Genomic DNA, 25744 nt, shown 5'->3' with positions numbered 1-25744 from the left:
GCGCACAAGAGCGTCAGGAAGGAGCTTCGGCCCCCGTTGACACGAGCCCCGGTCACCCCGGCCGGGAAGGGCTGAGCAGCACAGATCATGGAGAACAGCATTCGCAAGACCCTCTACGGAGGCATCGGGATCGCATCCGCCACTCTCGCCCTGGCCGTCGCCCCGTCAGTCGCAAACGCCGCTGAGGAGCCGGCTCCGGTAGCCGAACCCCCTGCGGCCGCGACACCTGCTGCAGAGACTGCCACAGCGGCCGACCAGCCATCGCCCACGAAGACCGTCGAGGTCGGCCCGACCGGCGCTGCAACCGTCCCAGCGACGAAGCCCAGTACAGCGTCTGCAGCCGATGCAAAGCCGGCGGAGCCGTCCCCCGCTGCGAAACCAGCGACAGTCGCACCAGCCCCCAAGACGTCGACGGCCCCTACGGCTGTCGCACCGGAGCCTGCCGCCCCGTCGAATGCGACCTCCACACACGACAGCGAGTCACCGGCGCGGGAGCACACCACCGCGGTATCCGACGTGACTGAGACGCTCCAGTCGGAACCGGCAGCAGCTGAACAGCCCGATGAGCCAGATGCCGCTCCCACGGCCGACACCGAGCTCACCGGGGCCCCAGACCCCGAAGCGGCAGAGCAGTCAGCCCAGACGCTGACCGCCGACGCGGAAGCACAGCGCACCGCCGTGAACACCTCGTCCTCGGACACCGGGTTCGTCAACGACATGGCCGGTGACCTGGAAGCGCAGCAGCACCGATACTTGATCAACGTTGACGGGAAGCAGGCGTTCACCGACCTCACGGCATCGCTCGAACGATTTGCCGACTACGGCTACGACAGCCAGCAGCAGCCGTATACGCCGCCGGAGTGGTTCGCCGGGGTCTTCGGCCTGAGTCTGGACCAGCTTCTCTCTGCGATTCCCGATGGGACAAGCACGTTGACGGTCCGTCGAGTCGACGGTGCGACAGACCTCTACTCGTACGTCGTCGATGCCACCACAAATGTGCCGGTGGATCCCACCGACCCCGGTGAAACCCCGGTCGATCCCATCGACCCTGTGGATCCCACCGATCCGGTGACTCCGGTCGACCCCACCGATCCGACCGATCCCACTGACCCCACTGACCCAGTGACGCCAGTCGACCCGACTGATCCCACCGACCCCGGTGAAACCCCAGTCGACCCCGTCGACACGACCGACCCCACTGACCCCACTGACCCAGTGACGCCAGTCGACCCGACTGATCCCACCGACCCCGGTGAAACCCCAGTCGACCCCAGTGACCCAGTGACCCCTGTCGACCCCGTCGACACGACCGACCCCGGTGTGACTCCGTCCGATCCCACTGATTCCACCGATGACGGCTCCCCGGAGCTGACTGAGGACTCGTCCAAGGAGCAGGTCGAGTACACAGTCGCGTCGTTCACGACACCGGTGAAGCAGCGGTACATCGTGCACGGGGACGGAACAGTGAAGCTTGCCGAACCCGCATCGACAGACAACCAAGGTCACTTGGCGCGAACCGGAGCAGAAGACGGCGTTGCCCTCGGCGGTGGACTTGCGCTGCTCCTGCTCGGTGCTGCCATCACCGCTGCGTCACGTCGACGCCGCGCCTGACACTCCAGCCTCCGCCCGAAGACCGCCTCTCGTGTTACTCCATGGACACGCGAGGCGGTCTTTGTCCCACCACCACGCACCAGAGGGTCATGTGTCAATCCCCCGTTCGCCGCTGCGATGCCCCGGCGGCAAGTCTGCGCTCGCACCCCTGATCGGGAACTTGCTGCATGCAACCGATGTCAGCATCGTCGAGCCTTTCGCCGGCTCCGCGGCGGTCAGCATCGCCCTCGTGACCGCCGGCATCATCGATCGGGCACACATCGCAGACGCCGACCCCGGTGTCGCCGCATTCTGGCACGTGCTCACCACAGACCACACTCCACTCGTCGACTGGTTCGCCGCCACCCGACCAACGGTTGAACTGTTCACGTACTGGCAGGAGCTGGACACCACGGATCAGCAGCTGCTCGCACAGCGCACACTGTTCCTGTCACGGACCGCGTGGGGTGCCATCCCCATGGCAGGGCCGCTCGGCGGCTGGGCGCAGACAGACGGTGCGGCTCGCATCACCGACCGGTGGAACCGTCAGACGACACTGGCCAGACTCGGCATCATCGTCGAACTTGCACACGCAGGCAGACTCAGCGCAGCCCCTGGACCCACGAGCTGGCAGGAGACGCTCTCAACGCACCCTGATGGACTCGCATTCATCGACCCTCCGTACCCCGGTGATGGTGATCGGCTCTACCGGCACAGGTTCAGCGAACACGCCCAGCTCGCGACAGCACTCCGACAGCGCCCCGGGCGCAGCCTCATCGTCTACAACGACGTTCCCCTCATCCGCGGGCTCTACGCATGGGCACCGGGGCTGCGAACACTTGACACACGGTATTCGTCGATCACCTCATCGGGTTCGGAGCGGTCAGAAGTCCTCATCGACACCAGTCCTCCGCGCACAACGATGGCATGAGCGAAACCCCCGACAGCACACCAGAGACCACCGCTGACGAGATGGCCAATGCGCTGTACGATCACGTCTACCGACTGGCGAGAAGCAGACGCCTCGACCCGGGAGTGTGGCGCGTACGTCTCATCGGCGGGCGCAACAGCGGAGCCACGGGAACACTCAACGGCGACTACCGGACCGACCGGTACGGGAACATCACGCTGGGTGCCGACCTCGACGGCATCGGTGTCCGATACGTCTCCTACTTCGACGTCATCGACGTGCCCGACGATGATACCGAGCACCCAGCACATCGTTGACCTGATCGCGAAGCAGCGTGCACTGCCCGACCTGCAGCCAGGGGTGATCCTGCAGACCGTGCACGGCTCCAGGCTCTACGGGCTCCAGCACCCCGGCTCAGACTACGACTTCTCCCTCGTCGTCGACCGCCGGATGCCACGTCCGCTGCACATCATCCGGGCGGATGTCGACGTCACCGTCGTCAGCGTGGACGAGTTCATGGCTCAGGTGTTCCGCGGCGTACCTCAGGCGCTCGAAGCGCTCTACTCGGCATCCGCTCAGATCACAGATGCATGGGCGCCCTTCCTGCGAAGGTGGCGAAGCACAGGCACGCTTGTCCGGTCCACGTTCCGCCGGACGCAGGCAGCTTTTCGACGGGATCGCGTCACCAGTAAGCGGCTCATTCACGCCAGACGACTGCAGATCGAGGCAGCACAGATCGAGTCTTGCGGCAGGCTGCGCCCGGAGCTCACCGCAACGGAGATCGCCTGGGTGCTCGGCGCCACGACAGCGGACATGCGGATGCCTCCGCAGCTACCAGAAGAGATCAACCCTGCTCGGAACCCAGCGTGAACAGCCACCTCTTCTGGTCCCCTGTGCCCGGACACCAGCCAAGGCGCTGACGCTCCACGGGTAGAATGCGACTGGCATTCATCGACCAGAATCGCAGAGGAAAGAGGCCGCACATGGCACGCAGACCGAAGAACCCCGACCGCACGTACAGCGTCGTCCTAGACGAGTTCGAGACGGCGCGTGCGAAAGCCGACGAGCTCAAAGAAGCCAGCAAGGAAGCGAACGCCAGAGCCGCGAAACTCAAAGCGGAAGCCAACCGGCTGAAGAACCGCGCTGTCGCCCAGGCTGAGAAGAGACTCGCCGAGGCGAAGGCGGAACTCGAGCGGGTCACAAACCTCATTGCCGAAGACTGACAGCACCCCGCACGGCACCAAGGTCGGCTACAGCTACCACGGCTGTCGATGCGAGAGGTGCACCGAGGCGAACACGCGCGCACACCGTATGACCGCATTCGGCAGACGCTACCGGGACCTCACGCTCACCACGCCACAGCTGACCAGACTGACCAACGCACTCACCGCCGCGATCTCAGACCGTCTGCCTGACGCCGACATGCTGCGAGACCTCATCATCAGCGAACTCGAAGCATCACTGCGGGAGCAGCTACCCGACATCGAATACAGCTCGAACATGCGACTGCCGAGCGGCGCCGTCTACCAAGAGGCCATGCCGCCGGCGCTATGGTAGATGAGCGCTTACAGGACAGTAAGCCGACACACTGCAACACCCGAGGGGGACAAATGGTTCAGGACACCGCAGCTCAAACATCAGAGACTCAGCGCCAACCGATGTACAAGAACTTACGTAAGGTCGACTGGGCCATCGTGGCCGGCACTACTCTCGTACTCGCTATCCTTGCTTTTATTGCGGCTGGGAACAGCAACCTCACGACCATCGTCGCAAACATCGTCAGTTGGGCTGGTGTGTTCTTAACGGTCGTGGGGATCGTAATCGCGTTGCTCATCTTCCGCAGACAAGATAACGACTCGCGCCGAACAAACGCACAGACGGGACAGGTGCTCAACGGAATTGCGAACAACACGTCTACGATTCAGCAGCAGCTGGCAGGGCTTACTCGTTTGCCTCTAAGTGCAGACGAACAGAGTTACCAAGACGACGTTGAGTCCGACGATGACGAGGTGGTTACGCAGAGAAGCGCAATACCCGTCGTTGAGGTGGATGGCAAAGAAGGTGAAACATTCACGCAGCAGGACGTGCCTCTGCATGTCGTTGGCGACCTTGCCGCCGCATGGAGGGAAATGCCCGACCAAAACGGCGATTGGACTGTTGCAAATATCGTGGGCGCCTGGCGTGCTCGCGGGCAAGGCAACAACCCTTGGTATGTCACGTTCCAATCGTCGGCAGGGCAGGGAAGGGTTTGGCGACTGTACCGTGGGGGTCGTTCAAACCGTGCACCAATTGCACGGGACATGACTGCAGAGATGACGCACCAGGAGTAGCTAGAGTGGCAGTATTTGATCCAGCCGACAGGCCCGTTGCTCCCTGACGGTTCAGGGTGAAGCCGGCGACAGCCGAACGGGCACATAGTTATGTGCTCGCCCCTCCCACTCCGCCGGCCCCGGTGGGGCCGGCTTCGTCCCGGGGCTCGCGCGCAGCGGCACCCTTCCCGTCTGTCCTTGGCGCTCGTCGCGTCTGCCCTTCGCGCCCGTCCGGCTCGTCGACTGTTCGTCGACATGCCCGCCTGTTCGGCTTGGCCTGACACGTCCAACCTGGGTCGTACCCTCGCGACTTCGGGCACCTCCCGGGAGCACCTTGGGGCTTCGCCCCGACCAGCCCTCCCGTGCATGGTCGACCCCGGTCCCGTATGCCGGTGCGTCTTCCCGTCACGGACGTGCCTGCCCCGGTCTGCCCGGTGACCTTCAGTCTCTCGGTGACTTCGTCACCCGCGCCGCCCGTACGGTGGTGCTCTGCGCTCCCGGCGGCGAACAGCTGCTCGAACACACGCGACGGCTTCACCCGAGACCAGCCCCAGGATGCACCGGAGACCCAGATCACCGGTGCGTGAGCACGACCAGTGCACACCGCGAGCGCCACGCGCTCCCGCGACGAAGTCGCAGGGCGAACCAACGGTTCGACCCCACCGGCACACGAACCAGTTCGGGTGACGGCAAGCAGGAAGCACACGGGCCGACGCACCGGACCGGAAGCGCACCGCGCAGCCCCGACCACACCAAGGGGAAGACCGACGCGACCCCAGAGACAGACGACGAGCCCAGCACCCACAGGAGCGCACGAGGAGGACGGAACAGGGCGGCGCAGCGCGGCGGTCGAGAACAACCCCGAGTGGGAGGGGTGCCCGAACGGCGGGGTCGGCGGCGGCCATTGGGCGTTCTCGGGGGTGTCGAAGCCAAGAGACGCATATGGATCTGGCATGACTGATTTCCGTTCGTTCCTCCTCACCCGGGCTGGGACCATTGAGCCGAATCCGACGACGTTCATCATGCGCTCGAAGGCGTGGGCGAACGCTCGACCGAACGGTTCTTCGATCGTGGTCTGGCGTGATGAGGCGGGTATACACAACGCGGTCGTCACCCCGGTGGACGCGTCGGCGAAAGACTCGGCGGTGAAGCTGGCGGTGTCTGTCGCTGCCCACTCGGATGAGTCGGACATTGACCTGCCGGTCACAGCTGTGATGCGCGCAGCACGTATCCCCCGGCGGGTGTCGATCGAGACTCGTGAGACTGTCGCGGGAGCCGACCCTGCGGAGACCGCCCGTGCGTTGGCGTTGAGCCTCGGGGTCGGTGACTGGGTGGCGATCTCGTCCAGACAGCCTGCCCGGCGTGAGAAGAAGTGGTGGCGGCGTTGGCTGTCCGCGCAGTTCGGCAATGAGCGAAGTCAGCATCACTCGACTCGTGAGGGTGCGTCGGTTGCGGCTGTCTACGCGGGGTCGACTGACCGTGTCTCGGCGGACAACCTGCTGCACGCCGTATTCGCAGCCCTCCCCGGTTTCGACCTGCCGATCGAGACCTACTCCCCTTCGACGTGGGCTGCCGGGCTCCCTGTTCTGGCTGGCGCTGGCGTTGCGGGTCTGCTGGGTTTCGTCGCGGGTTCCACCGGTCGCCTCGACAGTGCTGCGGTGCTGTGCTGGGCTGCGGCTGCGGTGCTGTTCGTCGCCGGAGTGCTCACCGGTGTCGGACGCATCCCGACGTTGGCCTCAAAGGCCAGGTTGGGGCGATTCACGGGTCTGTTCCCGGTGGCTCGAGCGGATGTTCGCCCGCCGCGTCCGCCGAAGCGTTCGTTCGTCGACAAGGAGGGCGTCACCCATGACTCCCAGCCCGGCGACTACCCTCTGGCGCGCACTTCCTTCATGGTCGGAGCAGACCTGATCGCAGCGTTCGCTGCACCGCAGGCTGGTGCGGCGTCGGGCGAGAACAGCACCGCCGGTCGTGAAGCACCCGCAGCTGTTCAGGACAACGTCGGTCCGCTGATCGGTGTCGCCGGTTCCAACGGTGTGCACCTGTCGGCGGCGGACATGTTCTCCGGCATCATCGCCCTCGGCTCCGCCGGCACCGGCAAGTCGGTGTTCGTGCACAACGTGTTCGGCTGGACGGCTCTGGAGAAGGCGCAACCGAGTGGTCGGCCCGGTTTCCCCGGCGCCCACAATTCGTTGATCGCCTTCGAGAACAAGGGCGACGGCGCCGACCACTATGTCAGGTTCGCCCAGTACGCCGGAGAGCCCGTCTACCGCGTTGAGCTCGGCGACCCGAAACGGGCCGGCATCGACCTGTTCCCGCCGCAGATCGGTTCGGTCGAGTTCCGCGCACGTCTCGCCGCCGGGGCGCTGAAGTACACGTTCGGCGAAGACTCCATCCAGGAGCGTTCGTTCGACACGCTGCGCCGTGTGTTCGCTGCCGCGTTCGTCATCTCCGAGAAGCCGGAGGGCATCGCGACCGTCGTCGACGGGGTGCCCGATTCCGGTTCCCCGTTCCTGTACGCGGCGGCACTGATGGGTGAACGAGGTGACGATGTCGCGGTCGCTCTGGCCGGTCAGCTGCAGGGCGAGGCGATGCGGTTGGATGCCGGTGAGGACACTGACTTGGGCTTCGCGGCGACGCAGATCACTCCCCTGTTCTCCGGGCTCACCCCGTCGAAACGTGGTGACCTCTTCCAAGCACCGCGGAACAAGATCACGAACCTGCTGGCGGCCGAGCAGTGGTGGTCGCGTCCGGCGAGACTCACCTGGGATCAGGTGCTCGACGACCATCTCACGATTGTCGTGAACACCGGGCAGTCGATCGGCGGCCAGCCCATCGACGACAAGCTCACGGAGGAGATGTCGGGGCTGCTCATGTACACCCTGTATGACGCGATCAAGCGCAGATGCTCCGGGTGGCAGGACATGCACCGGCATGTCACCGTGTTCGCAGACGAGCTGAAACTCCTTGCCGGGAAGAACCCGGAGATCATCACGTGGCTGCGAGACCAGGGCCGTTCGTTCGGCGTGCAGCCGGTGTTCGCAACCCAGCGCACCGAGCAGCTGGACAAGCGGGTGAAGGAGGCGGTCACCGGGTTCGGCACGGTGCTGGCGTTCGCTCAGGACAACCCGCAGGTGGCGAAGCAGCTCGCTGACGATTTCGCCGCCGACGGGTCCGTGTGGCAGCCCGCCGACATCGTGAACCTGCCCCCGTATGTGGCGATCGTGCGCACGAAAGTCGGCAAGACCCGCCAGCCGGCGTTCACGTGTGCGCTGTCGAACTTCGAGACCGGCTCCGGAGCTGTCGTCGATGACTACCGGGCCGCTCAGGGGTACTGATGGCGGCGTGTGCGCCGGAGCTCTACGACGGTCCGACCGAGTCGCTCGGCGACACCCGCAGCATGGCTCCAGAGGGACTCACCGCAGGAGACCGCATCGACCCGTACTGGTCTGACTTCTGGCCCGTCGGCTCGAAGGCATCATGGGTGAACGTCCACCAGATGCACCGGCAGATGGCCGGCGGTTTCGCCCGCCCGCCGTGGTGGCTGAACGGCGATGAGGCAGGTGCTCTGGATCGGCTGCACGGGCGCCGTCTGCAGGAGACGCTCGCTATCGTCGGCGCACTGACCGTCTGGCAGAACATGTCAGCCGAGCAGCTCGCCGCAGTCACCGGGATCGCACGCCTCGCGTCGGGACGGTCGGCGCTGATGACTGACCTGTTCCACCTGGGTCTCGTGGACGTCGGTGTGCACACGGACGCGCTGCGCCGCACGGATCGGTCAGCCCGCTCGAACCTGTACCGCCTGGCTCGGGGGTCCGCGGTGGAGCAGGTTCTGTACCCGCTGACGTCGTACGCGGAGAGGCTGCGTGTGACCGCCGGGGTTGAGGAGGCTGCCATCGGTGCGGGGATGCATGACCGGCACGGTGTCGTCACCACAGAGGTCGGTCTGCGCATCGCTGAGACCTGCGGCGTCGGTGCAGTCCTCGGGGAGCACCTCGGGCGCATCCAGGACCTGATCAGCGGTGGCTGGCACCCCTCGTTCGACGCTGACGCGGTCGTCGTCCGTGAGGACGGTCTGCGGGTGGCGATCGAGCTGACCGCGTCGACGTCGAACGTTCCCGCGAAGCTCGCCAGATGGTGTCGTCTGCTGGCACAGAAGCCGCTGCGCGACAGTGGACTGGTGGTGCTGTTCGTCACCGCGGAGAACCCGAACCGTGACACGTTCGTGAGCCGCAACGTTCGGAAACGCACCTTCGACGCCATCCGGCTGGCGGTGCGCAACACCCCTGGTTTCCCCGGCAACCGCACGTCCGAGCGCATCGGGGTGATCGACTGGCGTGACTGGTTCCCATCCCCCGGGCGGGTGTCTTCGTGGATGGCGCCCCTGAACGCGTGGTTTCCGACGGGCCCGCCGGATTCCCCGTGGAAGATGCGCAGCATCGCCGACCCGTTCGATGTCGAGTTCGAACCCCGCTTCGATGCCCGACGGGCCCTGGTGAATCTCTCCCCCGTCTACGGCAACCCGGTCTGGCTGCGTGGCACCAGCGGCAGCGACCCAGTGGCGGCGAACCTCGCACAGACGTTCGGATACGACATCTGCGACCTCGCCCCGAGACGAGCGCTGAACGGCATTCCGTCCGGTGTCGTCCCCCGTCGGATGCGCTGGTGAACCCCACGCGCATAGGAGCAGTGCAGCACATGAGAGGAACACCGATGAGCACACCGACAGGCACAGACTTCAGCGAAAGCCTGCACTCCCAGCTGGATCAGCTCGGCCTCACCGAAGAGGCAGGCGACCGACGGGCGAGTGAGAGCTTCCGTGCCGGATTCACCGCACTTGCCGATGAGCTCGAAGAGGTGGGCTTCGGCCTCGCCTTCGAGGTGATCGGAATAACCGGCGACCTCGTTCGTTTCACTCTCACGAAGGCCTGTGACGGTGAACCGATCGGCGCCACGGACATGACCTTGGACGACGTGTTCGCTGACCCCCGCTCCGGTACACGAGCGATCCCCCGACTGCGCAGCTGGGCCACCCGGCTCACACGCGACCTCAGACGCGCCGACCTGCTGAGGCAACAGGCGCGTCAGGTGCAGCCATGACCCTCCTGCACAACATTCCCTCGCACGTGCTGGTCTCCGCGGTTCGCTACGCCCTCGGGCGGATGACCTACATCGTGTCCGACACGGTCGCCGTCGTCGCCGCCCAGTGGCCGAGACTCAGTGGCGCAGACCGGAAGGTCATCACCGCTGACATCGTCCGCGCATTCCTCGCAGGTTCGACCGGCATGCCACAGGACAGCGAACAGTGGGCCGGGCTGCTCAAGATCGCAGCCGAAGACCCACAACTCGGCCTCACCCCTACTGAGGCCGAAACCATCCACGACATCCTTGAAGGAGACATCTACCCATGAAGAACAACAGCATCGCTCACCTCGTCCGGCCGGCGACCATCGCCGACCCACGCCGCCAAGACCTCGCGGAGGTTCGCGTCAGCGAAGGTCGAGGCGGCCGATGAATCAGCCAGAACCCGACACCGGTGAAGCGCCGGAACCGCTCCCCCTGCGTGCCGCGCAACCGCTGGAGAGCATCGCCGCCGGCGACCTCGTCATGATCGACGACAGCCGCATCATCGTCCGGGTGACCGGCCGGACACCCCGCCGGTTCACCACCGAAGACGGATCCACCTGGTCGATCTCCGGCGGCAAGAAGATCGGCGGAGACGGTTACGTGCGCCCGCTCACCGCAGCACAGTCGAAACGATTCATCTCATGGTGTCGCCTCGACCGCACCCGACGCGCACTCGTCACCCTCACCGACACGATGGCGCAGGTCACACCAGACGACGACCTCGCTGCCATCGCCGCCGAACACAGCGACCGTCTCGACCGGCTCGCCCGTTCACTCGACGGCATCAGCTAGGTGTCTGCCGACTGCACGCAGATCGCTCTGGAGAGAAACTGCAGCAGGGGTTAACTTGACGGTGCCAAAGGAGCGCTAGCAGGCTCAGCCACGTTTCGGACTGCGACTGATAAGCGTGAATGACATTTTGCGTGAGTGACCGATCTTAGGGCGTGCTGATAAAACAGCTCTGCCTGGACTTTTCGGCCTGAACAGGATGTTGAGAGGTGAGACCGTGCGATGACAAGGACAACCGCTGTAGAGCAGATCGGGTATCTAACGATGGCCCAGAAGACATCGGTGATGTGCTGCGTATGCGAAGCAGTCAGTGCTCAAAGCGGGGTACCTGCGGTTCAATGATGAACCTTCTGGAGCCAATCATGAAACTTATCCGATGGACTTGTCTCGAGATCAGTCAGCTCTGGCTCATAACTCAGATCCACATCTACGGATCTTGTGACTGTACTGTATCTGATGCGCCCTGCTGTAGGAGACGGCTGCGCCTGGCTAGCGTCGGCAGCGGCCTGAACGCGTGCAACTTGCGAAACGATGTATTTCAACAAGGCGCGCTTCATAGCAGAGGAAGAATCGGGCGCATTTACATGATCTTTCGTCAACACCTCTCCGTCTTGAAGATATGCAACGTCGGCGGTGCGCGCACCGTTCTCATTGGAGAAGTAGATGAGGACCTCGTCTACCCGTGGTGCGTACTCTAACGCGGCTCCGACCATCTCGCTGACAGCGGATCCAAGTACATCTTCAAAAGCACTCATAGATTCAAAATCTCCTTGTACGTGTATTCACCATCAATCACATACTCGACAGTGAATTGTCGTGGTCTGCCAGTTAACGGGTCTGTTTGAATATGAACATCTATTTCTTGAACGCTCTTGCTTGTGCCCGCTGTATCTGGTCTCAGTGCACGTGCCCATTCGTTCTCGATGCGTTTGTACTCGGATAGGTTGACGTGCTCAAGTTGTGCGACAAGGTTATCGAGGTGAGGTGAGCCGCCGAATCGATCGCCAGCGAGATGCCCGGCATGGTCGCCTGGGAGCTTTCCTGGCACATCTGGATCATGTTTGAGCCTCTCAGTCCGTTCTGTCAGGTGCAATTCGTCGGCATGGAAGTGGGAGATGTAGCCGTTTTCGTCCGTCGTGTACTGGTAGTCGAACTCTCCTGTCTTGTATGTGACGTTAGGTTTGAGGGATCCATCAGGGTTCAGGTGGGATCCGTCAGTGATCACATCAGCTGATCCGCCCTGAGTGTTCGAAGCTGCTAAGCGGTTCGATGTGCTTTCAGCTGGAGTATGCGCGGGGGTGCCATCGCCAACTGTGGCGTCTGAACCGGCGTCCAACACATCCTTGTCAGAGCCTCCATTGACTTGATGGTTGGCAGCATCGCCGTCCGCGCTTGTTCTGTTTTCACCTTCGACAGGATTCGTAGACTCGTTGCGGGCGGTGGAGTCGCCCTGCCCCGGTGCACCCTCGGGCGTGTCAGGGCGTGCGGCAGGTGCGTCCCCGGCGTGCGGTGTACCCGGTGCGTGTCCAGCATCCGGGGAGGCCGGGGTGTGTGCCGGGTCTGGGGCGCCCGCGGGGGTGTCGGTGTGTGTGGGCGACGGTGCGGATTGTTCGCCGCCGTATCGTGCGGCGTCCTGCTCGGCATCGGTGGCACGCTGCCCGAACCTGGGCTCGTCACCAGCGGTCTCGCTGCGGGGCGTGTCGCTGTGGGGCGAAGCAGAGGAATCCCCATGGCCTGCGGGCGAGCCCGCGTCAGGACCGCCGGACGCCGAGTGCCGGCCAGTGCTCGTGCCTGTGTCTGGGGCGGTGGCCTGTCTGGTGTGTGCTCCGTCGTGGAGGTCGCCGGTGATCCGTGATGTTAAGCGCTCGGCGTTGGCGCCGGCGTGTGCCAACGAGGGCCGCCCACTCGCGCGGGCCACCAGATCCGTGACGTTGTCGATCGCGCGCTTGCCCGAGGCGAGCACGCCCTGATAGATCGGGTCGATGCGAACCGACCGTTTCGCACCATCCCACGCACGCTGCGACGCGGCAGACACCCGGTCACCCGCACGCTGGGCGGCACTCCACGCCTTCTTCGACCCGGACACAACAGCGTCTGCGGCGTGGGTCGCGACCTGCCCGACACGACCAGACGCGGAAGCCACCCTGCCCGCGCCACGAGCGATCGCGCCGACTCCCTTTGCCAGGGCCTTGCCGCCCTTGGCGATCGCCCCGCCCGGGATGAAGTTCAGCCCCATCGCCAGCAGGAACTGCCCGGTCGACATGTTGCCCTTCGCGTACTCCGCGATATCGTCAGCCGTCAACAACGCCCCAGCACCGAACGCGATACCGGCAGCGATCCACCCCGCAGGCCCCGACAGGAACAGCCCCGCTACCGCAGCGACCACGACCACGACCGTCGCGACCGTGACCAGCACTTTCCACGCATCCGAGTTGGTGAGTTTCTCCCACCAAGAGTCCGCGGGGATCGCACTGTCGGTCGCGGCCTGCAGACGCCCGGCCGTGGTGTGTGCGTCTTCTTGGTACGACTGCTTGGCCGAGGCCACCAAACGCCTGGCCGCGTCCAGGCGGGATTGCGCGTCACCGACCTGGGTCGACGCCGACCCGACACGGCCTGCGGCGTCTTGCTGCTGCCGGTACAGTGAGCGCACCACAGACCCCGACGGCACACTCAACCCAGCAGGCACCTGACCGGCGGGTGCAGATCCCCACTGCTGGAATACCCTGTTCTGCTGCGAGTACTCGGCCTGCGCAGACTGCTGAGCAGACTGCGCGGAGGCCAGCGAGGCCTGCGCCGAGGCGAGATCAGCCTGCGCCGCAACAGCGGAAGCCAGACCTTGGTCGGCCGTTGACTGGTGAGACTCCATCACTGACGCCCACCAGTTCAACGCGTCACGGGCCTGTGAGAACGAATCCCGCACCCGCCAAACCTGATCCGGGAAATCCCCGAGCTTGTCACGAAACACATCACCGGCCTGACCAACCCACACGCCAGAACCCGAAGCCGAGCGTACCTGCTCGAGCGTGGCCTGCACATCAGCGGCCACTGACGCTACCCGATCCCACCGCGACGCCAACCCCCGCACACCAAACGCATCACCCGGGGTCGGGTCCCCCGACTGGTCAGCCGGCGACCAATCACTGAACCTGCCCATCACATGCCCCCGCCGCTGGTCTGCGTGGTCAGTGAGGCTGCGATCTGCTGGTCGGTGTCTTGGTATGACGTGGCCGAGTCGGAGAGCATGCCAGACAGAGAGTCGATGTTCGTGTCGATCTTCTCGGTGACTTCACCCCAGTGGGAATCGAACTCACCAGCTGCTGCACCGACCTGCCCGTCACCGAGGGCGCCGTGGTCTATGCCGCCGCCGAAACCGTGCAGTCGATTCGACGTGCCACGCATCTGCCCGGCCAGGCCTGTCAGCGCACTGATGTCTACCTGAAGATCAGGCATATGTGTCTCCCCCTCGACCAGAGAACTATGAGTCTGCGGCCACGACCTGCCAGCTGCGTGTTCGACCGGTCAGGCGTGGCATCGGTGCATAGGCGCTGCGGCCCGCACACCGGTATGAGCTGCTACTGCGCGGCTCAGTTGCCGAGTGATGAGGCCAGCGAAGAATCAGTCTGCTGGAACTGGTCAGCAGCGCGGGTGAGGAACTGGGAAAGCCCGTCGAGGCCGTGCAGCACATTTCTTGTTCCGGTGTCGAATTCGGTGTATGAAGCACCGAACGCCCCTGAGGCGGTGTCAGTGACGAACCCTTCTTCGATGAGGTTGTCAACCAGGTTCTTCAGCTGTGTGAGCTGGTCTTCGAGCTGGCCCTTGCCTGTGGTGAGCTGGCTTGCGACAGTGCTGAGCTCGTCATAGGTGACCTTGACATTTGCCATGGGGATTCCCCTCCAGTGTTCTCCCGTGCACCGATCTGGGCACACGGGAACCTTATCGCCGCGTGGCCTTCCCGCACAACTGAGTATTCGCAACGTTACGTATTGTTCACCGAAGCACCAGTAGTCTGGTGTCGTTCGTTTTCAAGCAGAAACTCGGGGGCCCGATGCGTGTGCTGGTGAGTGTGCTGGACGTCGCCGCCGGTGCGAGTTCGACGGTCTTTCTGGATGTCGAGGCAGAGTCTTCGGTCGCAGCCATTGTGCCGACTCTGCTCAACGTCACGGCGAGTGAGGCGTCGCCCGATCAGGTGCAAGTCGCTGTGGACGGCGTTGTCTTCCCTCCCGATGCCGTTTTGGGCGAGACCGGGTTGCACGAGGGGTCGTGGGTGTCGCTCCTGGGCATCGCGGACAGGCCTCAGCCCGGGCCCACGATCCCTGATGCGGGTGTGCAGGTGCGTGTGGTCTCCGGCATTGGAGCTGGCCGTGTTCATTATTTGACTGCAGGCTTTCTCGTATTGGGTGCCGACGCTGGGGCGCATGTACGCACTCGACAACAGGGTGTTTTCGGGTGTGACGTGGTCTTGGTCGTCGAAGGCCATGGGAGCGTGGCTGCGATACCACAGGGTGCCTCTTCTGCGGCGACGCTGTGGGGAGCCCCGCTTTCCGAGCGCACAGTGCTTGCGTGGGGTGATCAGCTCTCCTACGACGATGTGGTCGTCGAGGTGCAGCCGGCGGGTGTTGAGCGCGCTGCTGTGGACTATGTACCCGAGCGTGGTGTCGCTGCGTTCAACAGGCCGCCGAGAATCGTGCCTCCTGCTGTCGAGGGAAGGTTTCGTCTGCCGCCTCGGCCGCAGGAGGAGTCGAAACGCTCGATCCCGTGGCTGACAGCGCTGCTGCCACTGGTCATGGGAGTCACCATGGCTCTGGTGTATCAGCGGGCAACGATGCTGCTGTTCGGTCTGTTCTCGCCACTGATGCTGGTGGGCAACTGGTTTGCCTCGAAACGGTCAGGGCGGGCGCAGTACCAGAAACGTCTGGGCGAGTACGAGCATGATCGCACCGAGATCGAGGCCGACACCTTGACAGCTGTCGCCGCGGATCGACGGTTGCGACACGACAGGTTTCCTGATCCCGCGGCCGTGTCAGTGATCGCCGCTGGGCCGACGCCACGACTGTGGGAGCGGCGTCCGAGAGACACTGACTATCTGCAGTTGCGGGTCGGTACGCAGACCGCACCATCTGTCGTGAGTCTGGACGACCCCGAACAGCTTGAGCATAGGCGTACCAAGCATTGGGATGTGCAGGATGCCCCGGTGACGGTTTCGTTGGCTGATGTCGGGGTTGTCGGGGTCTCTGGCGATGAGAGCGCGGACGCCATGATCGCCTGGTGGCTGGCGCAGGTCGCAGTACTGCATTCTCCACGCGACACGCAGTTGTATCTCTTGGCCGCTCCGGAACCGGGTGACCGCGGGGCTGTGACACGGTGGGGAACGACCCGGTGGCTGCCTTCGCTGCGCCCTGCTCTCGGCCAGCCCGTGATGCGCACGGTGGGCTTCGGGGCCACGGACATCGCGGCACGCATCGCCGAACTGATCTCGCTGATCGATCAGCGGCACGAGGCCGCAGGCACTCAGCGCACGTCACCAGTCGGCTTCGGGTCGACGGTGGTGGTGTTCATCGCCGACGCGCACAGGCTGCGCACGATGCCGGGCCTGCTCAGGGTGTTGCGCGACGGCCCTGCTGTCGGGGTGTTCTGCGTGTGTACAGAGACGGATCCCAGGCTGCTGCCAGAAGAGTGCCAGACTGTCGTCGACTGCCGTCGTGCTCGCGTGCGAGTGCAGCGGCAGGCGGAGGAGACACTGGTCGACGTGCGACAGGATCTCGTGGATGGCGCTTGGACCGATTTCACCTGCCGTGCTGTGGCCGGTGTCGAGGATGTCAGCCCGAGCGTGACGGATTCGGCCGTGCCCGACTCGTCAAGGCTGCTGGACGTGCTCGATCTCGATACTCCGACCAGCCAGGCAGTCGCCGCGAGGTGGGCGCTGGATCCGGCTTCGACATCGGCTGTGATCGGAGAGTCCTTGGACGGCCCGTTTGCCATCGACATTCGAGCGGACGGCCCCCACGGCCTGATCGCAGGCACGACCGGTTCGGGAAAGTCCGAGCTGCTGCAGACGATCGTGGCCTCACTCGCCGTCGCAAACACACCAGACTGGATGACCTTTGTGCTCGTCGACTACAAGGGGGGAGCTGCGTTCAAGGACTGCGTGGGTCTGCCTCACACGGTCGGCATGGTCACCGACCTGGACTCCCACCTGGTGGAGCGTGCCCTGGCCTCCCTCGGTGCCGAGTTGGCGTTCCGGGAGCGGGTGCTCTCCGGCGCTGGTGCGAAAGACCTCGAAGACTATGTGGAGCAGAGGGAGCGTCAGCAGTCGCTGCCGGTGCTGCCGCGACTGCTGATCGTCATCGACGAGTTCGCCTCTCTGGTGCGTGAACTCCCGGATTTCGTCGACGGTCTCGTGAACATCGCCCAGCGTGGACGCTCTCTCGGCATTCACCTGCTGCTCGCCACCCAGCGGCCCAGCGGAGTCATCTCACCGGCGATTCGGGCCAACACGAACTTGCGCATCGCCCTGCGTGTGACAGACTCTGCGGAATCCACTGACGTCATCGATGCAGATGACGCTGCGCAGATCTCCAAAGCTACCCCTGGGCGAGCTTTCGCGAGACTCGGATCGACTTCGTTGGTGCCCTTTCAATCGGGTCGTGTCGGAGGTCGGCGACCGGTGCATGGCGACTCCGGGCCGACCGAGCCGTTGATCACCACCATTGGCCTCGACGATCTTGCCGCGCCGTCGCCCGTGCGAAGGCGCGCCGATGACGGTAGGGACGCGGGGTCTGCAACCGATCTTGCCGACCTTGTGGGAGCAATCAGTGAGGCGTGGCAGGCGCTGGAGGGCCGCGCGCCCCGCCGTCCATGGCTGCCAGCACTGCCCCAGATCGTCACCCTCGACCAAATCCAGCCTCCATCTGGACGCCACTCGGGTACGGGCGCTGCGGGGACTTCACCCGCAGGATTCGCACTCTCAGACCAGCCGGATCAGCAGCAGCAGAGCACAGAGACCATCGACTTCGCCGACTTCGCCCACCTGTTCGTCGTCGGTGCCCCTCGTTCGGGGAGAACGACCGCACTGCGCACCATCGCTGCGTCGGTGAGTGTGCGATTCCCCTCGAATCGCGTACACCTCCACGCCATTGACTGTGGCGCTGGCGGGCTCGCTGCCCTGCGAGCTCTGCCCAATGTGGGCTCGGTCATCGCCCGCCACGAGACTGATGGCATGGTGCGATTGCTGGCCCGCGTGCAAGAGACGATTCGTCAGCGGCAACGACTGCTGACCAGTGTCGGAGTCGCCAACCTCACCGAGCTTGAACAGCTCGACCTCGGCGAGGCACCGCCGCGACTGATGATGCTCATCGACGGGTGGGAGGCATTCACCGCGATGTTCGCCGACGTCAACGCCGGACAGGTCGTCGAGGCCGTGCACACGATGCTGCGCGAAGCGGCATCCGTCGGTGTGCACTTCGTCATCGCCGGCGACCGACAGCTGCTGGTCGGACGGACTGCGGCGCTCACCGACCGTAAGATCCTGCTCAACCTCACCGACCGTAACGACTACGGATTTGCCGGGCTCACCCCACGCAAAATGCCGGAGTCCATTCCTCCGGGGCGGGCCTTCACCGCAGGGGATGGCACCGAAATGCAGATCGCGCTCGTCAGTGCAGACGCATCCGCAAGGGCGCAGGCAGACGCCGTCTCCGCACTCGCCACCAGGCTCGCAGACCGGGACCGCAGCATCCCGAGCAACCAGCGCCCCCACGCCGTGCGGCTCATGCCAGAAAGCCTGACCTGGCAGCAGCTCATCGACGAGGCAGACGGCCTGACCGGGCTGCCACTCGGGCTCGGCGGTCAAGACGTCACCGTGCAGCAGTTCTCCCCGGAGCTCACCCCGACTCTGCTGGTGGCCGGGCCTGCCCGATCGGGCCGCACCAACACACTGCGCACCATCGCTGCGGCCGCTGCAGCACGCGGATGGCAGTTGACGGTGATCACACCACGCAGCAACGCACTCACCGAGCACGCTGCGGCGCTTGGCGCCACGGTGTTGACCGACCCTGCCACGATCACCGAGGAGTCGCTCACACTGCTGATCGACGATGACGCGCACCATCTGCTGCTCGTCGACGACGTGGAACTCACCCGCGACATGCCTGCCGAGGCGTGGCTCAAACAGATCATCCCAACCCTGATCGACCACCAGGCGGCGATCGTCATCGCCGGCACCCTCGCAGACGTCGCAACCGGGTTCAGCTCATGGAGAGTGGACATCAGAAAGAACCAGCAGGGCATTCTGCTCGACCCGCAGCAGCTGACCGATGGCGACCTCATCGGCACACGCATCACCCGAGCAGAGATCAACGCCGACACACCGGCAGGGCGCGGCTGGGCCAACCTCGCCGGCACAGGACTGCGCGCCGTGCAGATCCCCCTGGCCCCAGCGTCCACGGCCAACACCGAGAACACTGAACAGGCACACCGAACGGCAGCAGGCCACACGCCCGGCAGAGAGGCACACTCATGACCGAATTCGCCATCACGATCCCTTCCGACTGGAGCGAACTCGACGTGCGCCCGAACACCAGAGACGCGTCGATCACCGCACTCGTAGCAAAACGCATCGACGAGAACCCCGAGCTGCGACCGCTGCGCGCAGACCTCACCAGATACCTGCGCACCACCGCGAGACAGGCATGGGATGCCGGAGCCCGATACTGCGCATGCTTCGCCATACCCGCAGACGGCGCACTGATCCCAGGCTCAGTCACCGTCTCATCACTGCCAAGACCACCGAGAACACCCGGCACAGACGCCGAGACTGCCATCATCACCCAGATTCAAAGCATCAAAGACACCGAAGACTCACCCGACACCCCACTGACGCTCTCGACCGCCGTCCTGCCCAAAGCAGGCCTCGCACCACGCCTCACCGGAATCCGAGACATGCTCATCGACCACGACCACACAATCGTGCGCAGCCTCATCATGCAGACCTTCGTACCCGCAGGCGACCAGATCGCACTGATCAGCTGCGCCTCGCCCGCCCTCGACCTCGCAGACCCGCTCACCGAACTGTTCGACACCGTCACCGCCACACTCGAGCTCACCGAGACCGCAGATGCGTAAACGCCACACTCCCAAGAAGACCGGGCAAAACCTCGTCACAGCTGTTACATCCAATGCGCCCATCGGCACCGGGCATTTCGATCTGAGAGCGCTCGAAGCCGCCTATGGCACCAGCACACACGTCACCACCCCCTACACCCTGCCTCGGCGTTCACAAGACATCGTCAGCGCACCCCCACGAATCCCCGCCGCACCTGGCCGCACCTCGCCCCCGCCGCGCCTCTCGCAGACCAGCGCACCCAGGGCGCACGAAAACAGGTGGAAGCTGATCATCTCGAATCACACCGAACACACCATCACCAGCCCCACCATCATCGGACGCCGCCCCGATCAGACCTCCCCCTCGCAGCACACCATCACAATCGACGACCCACAGCACATCATCTCCCGCAACCACGTCGAAATCGCACCAACCACGGACGGCAGACTCTGGGCAGCCGACCTCGATTCAGGAAACGGCACCTACCTCACACACGACGGCCACACCACACGCCTACACCCACACACACGCACCATCATCACCACCGGCGACACCCTGCGCATCGGCCCCCACAGCATCCACATCAGCGCCGCCTAACCCGGCACCGCGCACATCATCATCATGACTTCACCGCATGACTTCACCCGCCTCGAAATCGGGACTCCACTCTGGATGGATGTGCCTCACCTGCGTTACCGGGAGCGTGTACTCGTGCAGCGTCTGACCGCGACTCAGGTCATCGTGCACCGTGGAGGAATCGTCTACCGCTTCCGCCGTGGCGACGGCACACAAGTGGGAGGCAAACGCCGCCTGCGTGTGATCCAAGACGCCGAGGCGGAAGCCCGATGAGGGTGGTCGTTGTCGAATCTCCATACGCCGGTACTGTCTATGAGAATGTCACCTACGCCAGGGAGTGCCTTGCAGACTGCCTGTCGCGCGGTGAGGCACCGTTTGCCAGCCACCTGCTGTACACGCAAGATGGTGTCCTCGACGACCATGACCCCTTCCAACGGGACCTCGGAATCTCCGCGGGTCTCGCGATTGCGGAGCGAGCCGACGCGACGGTCGTCTACGTCGACCACGGCATCACACCTGGAATGAGAGCAGGCATCCGGGCGGCTTTGAGGGCAGGTCGTGTCGTGGAGTATCGGGGTCTGGGGCACGCATAGACGATGGGCATGAGCAGACTTCACCGCGGCTGGCCACCGTACCCGATGACCGCGCTTGAGCGAGCTGCGATCGTCCTCGGCCCTGAAGTGGTGCTGGTCGCCGGGCTGCTGGGTTCCTCGAGCTGGTGGTTCGCAGTAACTATGTCCGCAGCCGCAGTACTCGTCCACGTTGGTGCTGTCCTCAGCCTGCGCCCGACGCGACTGGCGATCATTCAGCGCACCCGTGCGGCAGTCCGCAGTCGGACGGCCTCTGCTGCGTACCGGTTCCTCCTCTGTGCCACAGAAGAACCACGACTCACAGTCGTGGCAGCCATACTGCGCTCACGTCTGGAACGCGCTGTCAACGGCCCGCTGACTGAGAGCTCCAGCTTCGAACTCGGTGAGCACAGGTGGAGGTTCGTCGACGTCGGCCAGACTTGCTGGACGCTCCAATGGCTCGTCGACGACGAATGGGAGCTTGTTTCCACGACGAGCGCGACAGCGAGACTCCCGCGCACATGGACATCATGAGTGCAACAGCCGGAGGAGTCACATCATGATGATCGAGCCCGGTTCCGTATGGATCCGTCGCCGTGACCGCACGCCCGTGGTCATTGTCCCCGACCCTGTGGGTGACGGGCCGACGAGTACGACGCTCCGCAGGATCGCATGGCGGGCGCTGCCTGCGGGTCGACTGAACCGCACGACTGTCGCAGCCTGGGAGAAGAAGTTCGTGCCCTTGGTGCGCGACGGTCAGCGCGTGTCCGATGCGGGATCGGAGATCATCCGTGAGCTACTCCTCGGGTGTCGTGTCACACGGGTTGAAGAGGGACGGACCCTCGTCTTGGACTCCGGGATCCGCTTAGAAGTCTCCGGAAATATCGGGTGCGGAGGGTGCTCTGCCGGGAACTACTCGATCACCCGTCTAGAAGCGTTCGACAACGCCATCACTCGTGTGGAGTTCCCCACGCAACAGAGGGAATGCGACAGCGACGACCTCGAATACCTCCACATCACCGTGTACGCGGAAGGCGGGACAGTGCCCGACCGCACGATCCTCACCGCTGTCGGCACCCCGGGCAACGGGTACTACGGCAGTGGGTACACCATCACCGTCCGTCTCCCCGAGTGAGCGGTCTGCGCCACTCCGCGCACATAAGCCGCATGAGCGCAACCGCCACACTTGACCGAATCATCGACCACGGCACCACGGACCAGGCCTCCGGGATTATCACCTGCGCGGACGGCGCAGTGCTCGGCGTCTACGCGAACAGCCTCGTGCACAGTCTGCCAATGGCCGACTCCGCCGGACCATACACCCACCTCGAGGTGGTCATACCGGAGGGCGTCGAACCGCCAGAGGGCGGCTGGATCATCAACCGTGACCAGCACTGGCGCGGCTACGTCGAAGTCGAGGACGTCCGCGAACTGATCGCTCGTCACGGTGGTGAGGCGGCTGCATGACACACCGCACCGATGGAGACGAGTTGCACCGGCGCACAGAGGATCAGTCGAAATCGGTACAGGCCCGAATCGTCATCGCCGAGCTCCCGAGACTCGGGGCCTCCCGCGCCGCCGGTACCAGATGGGCAAACGCCATCGACCTGAGTCACGCCGAAGAGCTCCAGCTTGACGGCAGCATGACCGCCTCACTCAACCAGTCATTCATCGACGCCGCGGTGCATGTCCTGTCGCGACGAGTCAAGGCCATCACCGTCACCGGAATCCAGGCAGTCAATGCCCGGTGCCGTGAATACCTGACTGACTCCGCAGCTCAGTATCACGTGCCCCTCACCATCAAGGACAGTGAGTGATCGGCGACGGGTGGCGCCAGTACAGTGATTTCCGGCTACCTCCTCGCATTTTTCTAGCGATGACGGCGACCTCTCCTCAATGATCTAGTGCTGAGATGCCTGAGGCAGGAAGTCCTGGGTCCACTGCTGTGTCAGTTCATCTGCGCTGAGGTGGAACTGTCGGAGGTTTGCCCCGACTGCTGTTTGGTCGCGGAAGCGCTCTTTATCCGCAAGTGCCACGGCGAAATTCTTGACTGCGTCTCGTAGTTCTTTGAGACGTTCGAAGGACATGATACGTGCCCCCTGCCGCGGAGTTGCGTCCCAGTTGGGTGTGCGTGATGGATGAATGAGGATCGGCACTTGTGTGAATGAGGTGCCTGCGTATGTAGCGTCAAACCAGTCGGCAGACCCCGAGAGCTGCCCGAGGTAGTCACGGCTGATCGTCTCAGCGGCCGCCTCACTTTTTGCCTCGACCACCCAGTGCTGTCCAGTGCTCATCGTCCAAAGATTGTCCGGCCCACGACCAGACTCATTATCGGGCCGAGATGACGTGAAACCGAGGATGCACCCGAGTGTTTCGAACGCTGCCTCGAACCGCCTGTAGGTGCCTGACTCGATGCTCGGGGTGAGGTCGCGGAGCAACGACTCGATGCCGACTTCGAAGCTCTGGAGGGTTGAGTAGTTCTTGTTCATGTACTGGGCCGCCTCCGCTGCCTGGTTCGCGTTGGACGGCTGGCGACGAGCTGAGGACTGCCCCGAAGTCTTGAGGATGTAGTTGTTGTCGGTGCGGGCGCTGTACTGCAGTTTACGTGCCTGTTCGGGGTCAACGAGGTTGATGTAGCTTGCGCCGCGCTGCTTGAGCCAGCCCTTGAGCCGATTGTCTGGGACCTTGTCGTAGATCTGCTGCAGGACCCGACCTGCCTCCAAATACTGGCCAGACATCGCGCAAGTAAAGGCATCACGCTCGGCCCTGACCTCGGGAGGCACGACGCTGGCCTCCCCATACGTGACATTGGCGATCGACTGCTTGCTGGCGCTAACCCACTCCGGATCGCGCTCTAGGAATCCCTCAATGGCTTCGTCAAAAAAGGACATTGTTTTACCCCGACCCTCCGCCGCGAGAGCATTTGACAGTTCGTACTGAGCGCGGGTCGCTGGCGAGAGCTGTTCCTTGGCGCTGGCATCATAGAGTCTCTCGACTAGCCGAGGATCAAGCAGCATCGCGACGCAGTAGTCGTCGGTGGAGCGCACGCCGCGCCCCATACCCTGCTCGATGCGCTGCACTTGGCGTACGTTCATGGTCTCGGTGCCTCCGAGCGCGGCAGCTTCCACTTGCTCGAACGGTGAGTAGCGCTCCGGAAGTCCGTCGAGGATGAGAATCCGACAAGCGTCGCCAGGCAGATCGACTCCGTCATAGCGGGCGATCAGCACGACGAGTCCCAGATGACCTCGGGTGAGTTTCTGCACCACACTCTCGATGGTGCTGGCGTCGTGGATCTCCGTTGTGAGGGACTCCCAGTCCTGCGCTCGATGTCGTGATGGAACGATTACGACAACATTACGGTTTTGCGCCCACACTTGCACGCTTGCGAGTACTTGTTCTTTGGTGATTACGCGGCTCGTCTCCATTGGCGTCAAGATGATCCGATCGCCAAGGTCGCCTGCCGATGAGGGAACAATTGGGTCGGTGACGCACTCCGACGCCACAGCCATATGTGTCGTGAGCATCGAGTCGTCCGCCAGAGTTGCGGTCATGTATATGCGGCGACTGGCTTTCATATAGGAGGGCACAACTGCCAAATCAGGGTATGGTAGTCGCACTTCGACCTGCTGAGGCGAAAACACTGCCTCGCAGAGCTGAAGATGCTCCTGCAGCATCGGCCAGCCGAACTGCGCATTCTCGTTCTGTCCCTCGTCACCCGCGAAGGTGCTGAGGATACGATATGCACTGTCCTGCTGAGCTTGCCAATCCCAATACGGCACTGGAACCGACCGTGTCCCTCTACCTTCCATGATCGCAGTGTGCCCTGCCATTGACTGTTTCTTGAGCTCCTCGTTGAACAGGGCCAGGAGCTCACGATACTGCGGGGATTGCGCAGGAATAGTAAGCGAGAACTGCTCCTCAATGATCGGGATACAGGCATGTGCATCGTCAATGATCACCGTGCTGACCGGGATCGACTGAGCAAGGGTACCGTGGAGTCCGAATTTCGATTTGCCGTTGTACATGGTGTGCACTGTGGTGATGAGTATGGCTTGATGCTGGCGAAAGATTGGGTCTCGCGGGTCTTTGGTCCACTTGATTCCCAAGTTATCGGCGGTTCTGCAAACCTGTGCGACCAGCTGCTTGTTGGGCACCAAATAGACGGCTGGCTCTTTCTTCTCGTTGAGTGAGGACTTGAGAATCAACAGTCCGACGACGGTTTTTCCGCTCCCGGTGTTCATCTTCACCACGAGGTCAGGCTCATTGCGTCGCTGGAACCACTTGTCCCAGACCTCTGTCTGGATGTCGTGAGGGAAACGGAACGGCGACCCAGAGGGTTTCGGAAGGGCACGGAAGAGCTGCTTCGGGTCGACGGTGCTGTCAGCTGGATTTCCCTGACCAATGTTGCTGAAGATGCTCATTCTGCGTGTCCGCCCCAATCTCGCGTCGTCTATCTGTCGGCCGTCATTCTGCCTGCCACCAAACCCTACGCCTACGTGTGTGGTTCACAGGACGTCGCCAGCTTGCCGACAGTGTGACCGCCTAGGGGCGTGAGGAACGCGGTATCGAGCGTCAGGGGACTTCACCTTCGCAGACGGCGCCGCGTTCGAGGTACACGCGTATGGTTATGAGCTCCCAATGGCCGATGCCGGCAATTAAGGCTCAGGTGAAGTCCCTGGCTGCCGAGGCCGAGGTGTTCCGTCTGCTGAACACCGCGGGGTCTGCGCAGTCCGCGGATGATCTGGCGCGTGCTGCTGAGGTGGAAGGCCGGTAGCTC

Annotated in this window: 26 protein-coding genes; 21 read left to right on the top strand and 5 right to left on the bottom strand. The window is 63.7% G+C overall.

Annotated elements, in window-relative coordinates:
* Positions 1-87 precede the first annotated feature (87 nt).
* From F8O07_RS10680 to F8O07_RS06610, 12 genes are all read left to right on the top strand, one after another.
* Positions 88-1611 carry a hypothetical protein gene (locus F8O07_RS10680; protein WP_225733207.1) on the top strand — a complete coding sequence of 508 codons (1524 nt, stop codon included), beginning with the start codon at positions 88-90 and terminating at the stop codon, positions 1609-1611.
* Positions 1547-2521 (top strand): DNA adenine methylase, encoded by a 975-nt coding sequence (locus tag F8O07_RS06655; protein WP_318655795.1) that lies wholly within the window; start codon positions 1547-1549, stop codon positions 2519-2521. Before F8O07_RS10680 ends, F8O07_RS06655 begins: the two co-directional genes overlap by 65 nt.
* Positions 2518-2817 carry a hypothetical protein gene (locus tag F8O07_RS10570; protein ID WP_192496672.1) on the top strand — a complete coding sequence of 100 codons (300 nt, stop codon included), beginning with the start codon at positions 2518-2520 and terminating at the stop codon, positions 2815-2817. Before F8O07_RS06655 ends, F8O07_RS10570 begins: the two co-directional genes overlap by 4 nt.
* Entirely contained in the window at positions 2789-3370 is a 582-nt protein-coding gene (locus F8O07_RS06650) for a nucleotidyltransferase domain-containing protein (RefSeq protein ID WP_192496671.1), read from the top strand. Before F8O07_RS10570 ends, F8O07_RS06650 begins: the two co-directional genes overlap by 29 nt.
* 65 nt (positions 3371-3435) lie before the next feature.
* Complete coding sequence (locus F8O07_RS06645; protein ID WP_158031297.1) at positions 3436-3723, top strand: hypothetical protein; 288 nt, start codon at positions 3436-3438, stop codon at positions 3721-3723.
* Positions 3710-4057, top strand: coding sequence for a hypothetical protein (locus tag F8O07_RS06640; protein WP_158031296.1), 348 nt, complete (start codon positions 3710-3712; stop codon positions 4055-4057). The genes F8O07_RS06645 and F8O07_RS06640 overlap by 14 nt, the downstream gene beginning before the upstream one ends.
* Before the next feature lie 53 nt (positions 4058-4110).
* Positions 4111-4830, top strand: a complete 720-nt coding sequence (locus F8O07_RS06635; RefSeq protein ID WP_158031295.1) for a hypothetical protein — start codon at positions 4111-4113, stop codon at positions 4828-4830.
* A gap of 932 nt (positions 4831-5762) precedes the next feature.
* Positions 5763-8144 (top strand): hypothetical protein, encoded by a 2382-nt coding sequence (locus F8O07_RS06630; protein ID WP_158031294.1) that lies wholly within the window; start codon positions 5763-5765, stop codon positions 8142-8144.
* Positions 8144-9475, top strand: a complete 1332-nt coding sequence (locus tag F8O07_RS06625) for a hypothetical protein (RefSeq protein ID WP_158031293.1) — start codon at positions 8144-8146, stop codon at positions 9473-9475. The genes F8O07_RS06630 and F8O07_RS06625 overlap by 1 nt, the downstream gene beginning before the upstream one ends.
* A gap of 44 nt (positions 9476-9519) precedes the next feature.
* Positions 9520-9906 carry a hypothetical protein gene (locus F8O07_RS06620; protein WP_158031292.1) on the top strand — a complete coding sequence of 129 codons (387 nt, stop codon included), beginning with the start codon at positions 9520-9522 and terminating at the stop codon, positions 9904-9906.
* Positions 9903-10217 carry a hypothetical protein gene (locus F8O07_RS06615; RefSeq protein ID WP_158031291.1) on the top strand — a complete coding sequence of 105 codons (315 nt, stop codon included), beginning with the start codon at positions 9903-9905 and terminating at the stop codon, positions 10215-10217. The genes F8O07_RS06620 and F8O07_RS06615 overlap by 4 nt, the downstream gene beginning before the upstream one ends.
* A 100-nt stretch (positions 10218-10317) precedes the next feature.
* Positions 10318-10725, top strand: coding sequence for a hypothetical protein (locus F8O07_RS06610; protein WP_158031290.1), 408 nt, complete (start codon positions 10318-10320; stop codon positions 10723-10725).
* Positions 10726-11057: 332 nt separating this feature from the next.
* Here F8O07_RS06610 and F8O07_RS06605 read toward each other — a convergent pair whose 3' ends face one another.
* The 4 genes from F8O07_RS06605 to F8O07_RS06590 all read right to left on the bottom strand — a co-directional run bounded on the left by F8O07_RS06605 (position 11058) and on the right by F8O07_RS06590 (position 14603).
* Entirely contained in the window at positions 11058-11477 is a 420-nt protein-coding gene (locus tag F8O07_RS06605; protein WP_158031289.1) for a hypothetical protein, read from the bottom strand.
* Positions 11474-13768 (bottom strand): DNA/RNA non-specific endonuclease, encoded by a 2295-nt coding sequence (locus F8O07_RS06600; RefSeq protein ID WP_225733205.1) that lies wholly within the window; start codon positions 13766-13768, stop codon positions 11474-11476. The genes F8O07_RS06605 and F8O07_RS06600 overlap by 4 nt, the downstream gene beginning before the upstream one ends.
* A 107-nt stretch (positions 13769-13875) precedes the next feature.
* A complete protein-coding gene (locus F8O07_RS06595; protein ID WP_158031288.1) occupies positions 13876-14172 on the bottom strand; it encodes a WXG100 family type VII secretion target in 297 nt (98 codons plus the stop codon).
* Positions 14173-14306: 134 nt separating this feature from the next.
* The gene (locus F8O07_RS06590; protein ID WP_158031287.1) at positions 14307-14603 is read right to left on the bottom strand and encodes a WXG100 family type VII secretion target; all 297 of its coding nucleotides are present in this window, start codon (positions 14601-14603) and stop codon (positions 14307-14309) included.
* A gap of 176 nt (positions 14604-14779) precedes the next feature.
* On the opposite strand from F8O07_RS06590, the gene F8O07_RS06585 reads away from it, so the two are divergent.
* The 8 genes from F8O07_RS06585 to F8O07_RS06550 all read left to right on the top strand — a co-directional run bounded on the left by F8O07_RS06585 (position 14780) and on the right by F8O07_RS06550 (position 22784).
* Positions 14780-19240, top strand: coding sequence for an FtsK/SpoIIIE domain-containing protein (locus F8O07_RS06585; RefSeq protein WP_192496669.1), 4461 nt, complete (start codon positions 14780-14782; stop codon positions 19238-19240).
* Positions 19237-19842: a hypothetical protein gene (locus tag F8O07_RS06580; RefSeq protein WP_158031285.1), complete on the top strand. Its 606-nt coding sequence runs from the start codon at positions 19237-19239 to the stop codon at positions 19840-19842. The genes F8O07_RS06585 and F8O07_RS06580 overlap by 4 nt, the downstream gene beginning before the upstream one ends.
* Positions 19835-20419: an FHA domain-containing protein gene (locus F8O07_RS06575; RefSeq protein ID WP_158031284.1), complete on the top strand. Its 585-nt coding sequence runs from the start codon at positions 19835-19837 to the stop codon at positions 20417-20419. Before F8O07_RS06580 ends, F8O07_RS06575 begins: the two co-directional genes overlap by 8 nt.
* Before the next feature lie 24 nt (positions 20420-20443).
* Positions 20444-20671 (top strand): hypothetical protein, encoded by a 228-nt coding sequence (locus F8O07_RS06570; protein ID WP_158031283.1) that lies wholly within the window; start codon positions 20444-20446, stop codon positions 20669-20671.
* Positions 20668-20991 (top strand): hypothetical protein, encoded by a 324-nt coding sequence (locus tag F8O07_RS06565; RefSeq protein WP_158031282.1) that lies wholly within the window; start codon positions 20668-20670, stop codon positions 20989-20991. Before F8O07_RS06570 ends, F8O07_RS06565 begins: the two co-directional genes overlap by 4 nt.
* Before the next feature lie 535 nt (positions 20992-21526).
* Entirely contained in the window at positions 21527-22102 is a 576-nt protein-coding gene (locus F8O07_RS06560; RefSeq protein WP_158031281.1) for a hypothetical protein, read from the top strand.
* Between the two features lie 32 nt (positions 22103-22134).
* Positions 22135-22434: a hypothetical protein gene (locus F8O07_RS06555; RefSeq protein ID WP_158031280.1), complete on the top strand. Its 300-nt coding sequence runs from the start codon at positions 22135-22137 to the stop codon at positions 22432-22434.
* Positions 22431-22784, top strand: a complete 354-nt coding sequence (locus F8O07_RS06550; RefSeq protein ID WP_158031279.1) for a hypothetical protein — start codon at positions 22431-22433, stop codon at positions 22782-22784. Before F8O07_RS06555 ends, F8O07_RS06550 begins: the two co-directional genes overlap by 4 nt.
* Positions 22785-22868: 84 nt before the next feature.
* Here the strand turns inward: F8O07_RS06550 and F8O07_RS06545 are convergent, their stop codons facing one another.
* Positions 22869-25388, bottom strand: coding sequence for a DEAD/DEAH box helicase (locus F8O07_RS06545; protein ID WP_158031278.1), 2520 nt, complete (start codon positions 25386-25388; stop codon positions 22869-22871).
* Positions 25389-25612: 224 nt separating this feature from the next.
* Here F8O07_RS06545 and F8O07_RS10765 point away from each other — a divergent pair, with 224 nt between their 5' ends.
* Entirely contained in the window at positions 25613-25741 is a 129-nt protein-coding gene (locus F8O07_RS10765; RefSeq protein WP_263969995.1) for a hypothetical protein, read from the top strand.
* Positions 25742-25744: the final 3 nt, after the last annotated feature.

Origin of the sequence: Pseudoclavibacter sp. CFCC 13796 (genome assembly GCF_008831185.1) — a bacterium.
GTDB lineage: Bacteria > Actinomycetota > Actinomycetes > Actinomycetales > Microbacteriaceae > Pseudoclavibacter_A.
This window is presented reverse-complemented; position numbering and strand designations above follow the sequence as displayed.

Bases quoted from the DNA above. Each gene is read 5' to 3' on its own strand.
- F8O07_RS06560 (WP_158031281.1), top strand. From the start codon at position 21,527: ATGATGATCGAGCCCGGTTCCGTATGGATCCGTCGCCGTGACCGCACG.
- F8O07_RS06565 (WP_158031282.1), top strand. From the start codon at position 20,668: ATGAGGGTGGTCGTTGTCGAATCTCCATACGCCGGTACTGTCTATGAG.
- F8O07_RS06575 (WP_158031284.1), top strand. From the start codon at position 19,835: ATGCGTAAACGCCACACTCCCAAGAAGACCGGGCAAAACCTCGTCACA.
- F8O07_RS06605 (WP_158031289.1), bottom strand. From the start codon at position 11,477: ATGAGTGCTTTTGAAGATGTACTTGGATCCGCTGTCAGCGAGATGGTC.
- F8O07_RS06550 (WP_158031279.1), top strand. From the start codon at position 22,431: ATGACACACCGCACCGATGGAGACGAGTTGCACCGGCGCACAGAGGAT.
- F8O07_RS10765 (WP_263969995.1), top strand. From the start codon at position 25,613: ATGCCGGCAATTAAGGCTCAGGTGAAGTCCCTGGCTGCCGAGGCCGAG.
- F8O07_RS06570 (WP_158031283.1), top strand. From the start codon at position 20,444: ATGACTTCACCGCATGACTTCACCCGCCTCGAAATCGGGACTCCACTC.
- F8O07_RS06595 (WP_158031288.1), bottom strand. From the start codon at position 14,172: ATGCCTGATCTTCAGGTAGACATCAGTGCGCTGACAGGCCTGGCCGGG.
- F8O07_RS06650 (WP_192496671.1), top strand. From the start codon at position 2,789: ATGATACCGAGCACCCAGCACATCGTTGACCTGATCGCGAAGCAGCGT.
- F8O07_RS06545 (WP_158031278.1), bottom strand. From the start codon at position 25,388: ATGAGCATCTTCAGCAACATTGGTCAGGGAAATCCAGCTGACAGCACC.
- F8O07_RS06590 (WP_158031287.1), bottom strand. From the start codon at position 14,603: ATGGCAAATGTCAAGGTCACCTATGACGAGCTCAGCACTGTCGCAAGC.
- F8O07_RS06635 (WP_158031295.1), top strand. From the start codon at position 4,111: ATGGTTCAGGACACCGCAGCTCAAACATCAGAGACTCAGCGCCAACCG.
- F8O07_RS06555 (WP_158031280.1), top strand. From the start codon at position 22,135: ATGAGCGCAACCGCCACACTTGACCGAATCATCGACCACGGCACCACG.
- F8O07_RS06645 (WP_158031297.1), top strand. From the start codon at position 3,436: ATGCGACTGGCATTCATCGACCAGAATCGCAGAGGAAAGAGGCCGCAC.
- F8O07_RS06610 (WP_158031290.1), top strand. From the start codon at position 10,318: ATGAATCAGCCAGAACCCGACACCGGTGAAGCGCCGGAACCGCTCCCC.
- F8O07_RS10570 (WP_192496672.1), top strand. From the start codon at position 2,518: ATGAGCGAAACCCCCGACAGCACACCAGAGACCACCGCTGACGAGATG.
- F8O07_RS06615 (WP_158031291.1), top strand. From the start codon at position 9,903: ATGACCCTCCTGCACAACATTCCCTCGCACGTGCTGGTCTCCGCGGTT.
- F8O07_RS06620 (WP_158031292.1), top strand. From the start codon at position 9,520: ATGAGCACACCGACAGGCACAGACTTCAGCGAAAGCCTGCACTCCCAG.
- F8O07_RS06625 (WP_158031293.1), top strand. From the start codon at position 8,144: ATGGCGGCGTGTGCGCCGGAGCTCTACGACGGTCCGACCGAGTCGCTC.
- F8O07_RS10680 (WP_225733207.1), top strand. From the start codon at position 88: ATGGAGAACAGCATTCGCAAGACCCTCTACGGAGGCATCGGGATCGCA.
- F8O07_RS06580 (WP_158031285.1), top strand. From the start codon at position 19,237: ATGACCGAATTCGCCATCACGATCCCTTCCGACTGGAGCGAACTCGAC.
- F8O07_RS06630 (WP_158031294.1), top strand. From the start codon at position 5,763: ATGACTGATTTCCGTTCGTTCCTCCTCACCCGGGCTGGGACCATTGAG.